Raw genomic sequence first — 3,610 nt, 5'->3', positions numbered from 1 at the left:
CACTCGTATCTCTGATTTCATCGGTACCATCGCCCCGGCGGTAAATGTAGGTATCTTTACCCCAGCCACCTTCTAGCCGGTCATTCCCCGCGCCGCCGATTAACACATCGGCACCACCGCCGCCTTTTAAAGTGTCGTTGCCGCCATAGCCTTTTAAGATTTCATCTTCCGCTGTGCCTGTCAGGGTTTGCTTATCATCAGTGCCGTGGATAACCTTGGCATCGGTCGTTTCTCCTGTATCTGCATCATAATCCAACACATAGCGGAAGTAGACGGTATCGACATAAGGGTCTGACCAAATTTCTTGCGCTACCCCGTCCGGCGTCATACCTTGAATATCTGTGCGTTCAAATAATCTTAGCTCATGCGCATCCGCCCACGCACTGTCATCAAACCCAGTATCCTGCCAACCTTCCTGATACGTCGTCGATACCTTCCACTTACCACTACTGTGGAAACGTCCACTGGCCGCGTCAAGTTGTGCAACCATCCGATAGCCACCGCCTGTATCAACGGCCTTGATGGCAACAACATTTTCCCCAGCTTGCTGTGTTACCTGTCGCGTTTTCGCTATGCTCCAATGGTCGTCATTAAAGCCACCATCCACTAATTCACCATTGAAATAGATTTCTTCGCGGTTGTCCGTTAACACCGTCAGTGACAATGCCCGCTCAAATACATCTGGCGTAAACGTCGCATTGTCAAACACCACTTGCGTGCGGAAACCATCATTGTGATACCAATACTGTACGGTGACCGTCTCCCCTGTTGCTTTTAAGGTAATGACCATGTGATGACCATCACGGCGAATGCTTACGTCATGTTGACTAATCCCTTCAAAACGTAAAGTGTCTGCCCCATGGCGGTCATAGATGGTGTCGTTACCATCCCCTGAACGATATATATAGGTGTCATCCCCATGGCTGCCATTGAGTTTGTCATTCCCCACTCCACCCACGAGCGTGTCATCACCCAAGTGACCAAAGAGCGACTCTGCTGCTGTATCCGAGCCCACAAGCAAGTCATGCCCACGTGAGCCAAAGCTGTTGTGTTCATACAAGCGAATGTCGCTGAATTCGATATTGCCAATCGTGCCATCATCATCGTCGTTAAATAGCGTAATGTAATTCATGGCACCGCTGGCAAACTTACCCACTTCGATGTGCATTTCTTGCCAATCGCCCGCCCCTGTGTAACGGTAATCTTGCTTGAAGTCATTGTGCGGCGGCTCGCCATACAGCTGAAAATTGGCTTTGTGACCATTGTAGAAAGAATTATCAGTATCTATGCCAATGCCTTGGATTTCGCCCACAACATCGCTTTTCACCCTAAATGACAAGACCGTTTTATCGGTGACTTGATACGCTGTCGGTAAAGCCAGCCTCTTCCACGTATTCCCTGTAAAAGCAATCCCATTGCCATCGCCGGTAATGGTATAGCCATTGGCATCGAGGTCTTGGTCAATGCCATAAGAAGATAACTGCGATTCCTCTATTTTAATGTGGATACCGTCGACTAGCTGCGCTTCAATCTCTTCCACTGACAAGGTCGTGTCTGTAAATTCCATCGGCATTGGCCGCGATGTCCACGCGAGCCAATCGGCCACCGCTAAAATTTCATCACCTGTGGCATTCTCAGTCACAAACAAATAGCCATTTCGCTGGCTAAAGCTCACCTCACTTGAGGCCATATCCGCAAACCGCATATGATTAAGACCGCTGGAGTCATTGATAGTATCTTTACCATCACCGCGATAATACACATAGGTATCGTTGCCTTTCCCCCCATGCAGGCTATCCCAGCCTTTACCACCGATTAACACATCATTGCCAACGCCGCCATTAAGCGTATCACTGCCGCCATTACCTATTAGCGTGTCATGCCCCGCAGTGCCATCCAAGGTCTCAGGGTCGTCAGTACCGACAATAAGATTTTCAGCTTTCGTCGATACAATAGCAATTTCTGTATCATCCAATACCCGGTTCCATAACACCACATCATCCACAGCGCCTGCGAAGAAGGCATTGCCTGAAGTCATCTCATCATGCATTAGGGTCTCACTATTAATACCCCCAATCGCAATGCCATTATTGTGCGTGGCCAACTGCATGCCTTGGCTGTTGGCAGTATCAAACTCCGTCCCATTTAAATATGCCCTTAACGCACCTTGCGTTAACTGCGTAGGCGTCTCATTAGCATCCAACACCAAGGCGACGTGATACCATTTATTCGCTTCAAGTCCACCAATAGATTTAAAGGTACCGGGCCAAACTTCGGCGTCATTGCCTTGTTGGTTGATATCCCAACCACCGGTATACAACGTGTCATTATCGATATAAATATTTAAACCACCATGCGCGCCGCCTTGCTCATAAATCACCTGACGCCCGCCATTGGCATCATCCATTTTAAACCACAAGGCGATGGTCTTAGATGTATACATGCCTTGTGAGTTAATACCGTCGCGATTATTAATGATTACGCTGTCGTCTACTCCGTCTAAGCGCAGTGCTCCATCAAATAAGCCACCGTCAACATCAACACTGGCACCGCCACTTAAATTACTGTTAGTCGCACCTGTCACATCACTGGCATCATTATCAAAGGTGAAGTGCGCTATGCGGCCCGCTGTATTAATGCCTGTGGATGTGCTGCCTGTCGTCGCATTGGCTATGCCGATTTGATTGTTTAAGACAATCGGTGACGACGGTGTCGTTGGGGCTGACGTTTCATCCCCCACAACACCTTGCGTATTATTTAGTAAGTTTTGGACAAGCGTTGTTGGTGATACCGTTTCACTGCCACTCTCTTGTGTTGGAACATCGGCAGGGCTTACGGCATCGATTGGTGATAGTAAGGCGCCATTCGTTTGTGTATCGGTATCCAAGTCCAATTCAGTTGATGATGCGCTAGCTGCATCCTGACTAAATGTGAACACCCTTGTGATAGAGCGCCTAGGCTCATTTACTTCTGTTGCTCGAATAGTTGCAGTAGTTAGAAAAGCTTTCCTTGCTACATTTTCAAAAATTAGGTTTTTCCCATCATTCGACATACGAATTACATTGTTGTACTGAGCACCACTATCAGACAACTTGCTGAATTTTAACTCACCCGCCCCTGAAAAGTGTTTATTTAACTTAAAATGAAGTTGTTGCCCTGAACCTAGACTATAACGAAGATGTCGCTGAGCACTTGATGTTGTGCCAATCAATTGTGGTTGTGCTTGCTTAGTAACTGTGAATCTAACCTCAGCAGTCGAACCTCCAGCCCCAGTACCTGTGACCGTGAACCCTACGCTTATTGCAGTTGACGGTCCAACCGCAGGCCGACTAAACTCAAAGTACACAAGCCGTGGAGCACCCCCACCTGGATTCACAACACTCGCATTAAACGGCCCCAAAGGGGCACTTCTACCATCTATTGTTATATTACTTACTTCAAATGAAGCGCCGTCACTGTGGTTGAAATAATCCGGCACCTCAAATGCGTGTACGAAAGAGTTTGGCGAAAGCGTAGCTCTCCCTGATGATTGCTTCGCACTTATTGACTGTTGCGCTACTTCTAGAGTAAATACAACTGGACTACTTTTGCTTCCATTTTCATCTACGGC

The 3,610-nt window shown here is 47.7% G+C and carries 1 protein-coding gene; it reads right to left on the bottom strand.

Annotated features, from left to right (window positions below; genetic code table 11):
* Window positions 1–3,610: LamG-like jellyroll fold domain-containing protein (locus QQK00_RS15670; RefSeq protein ID WP_348521161.1), on the bottom strand; the 3,610-nt coding region annotated here is incomplete at both ends.

The organism is Agaribacter marinus (assembly GCF_030160655.1).
Lineage (GTDB): Bacteria > Pseudomonadota > Gammaproteobacteria > Enterobacterales > Alteromonadaceae > Glaciecola > Glaciecola marina.
Note: the sequence above shows the minus strand (reverse complement) of the source record. Positions and strands in the feature narration are given on the sequence as shown.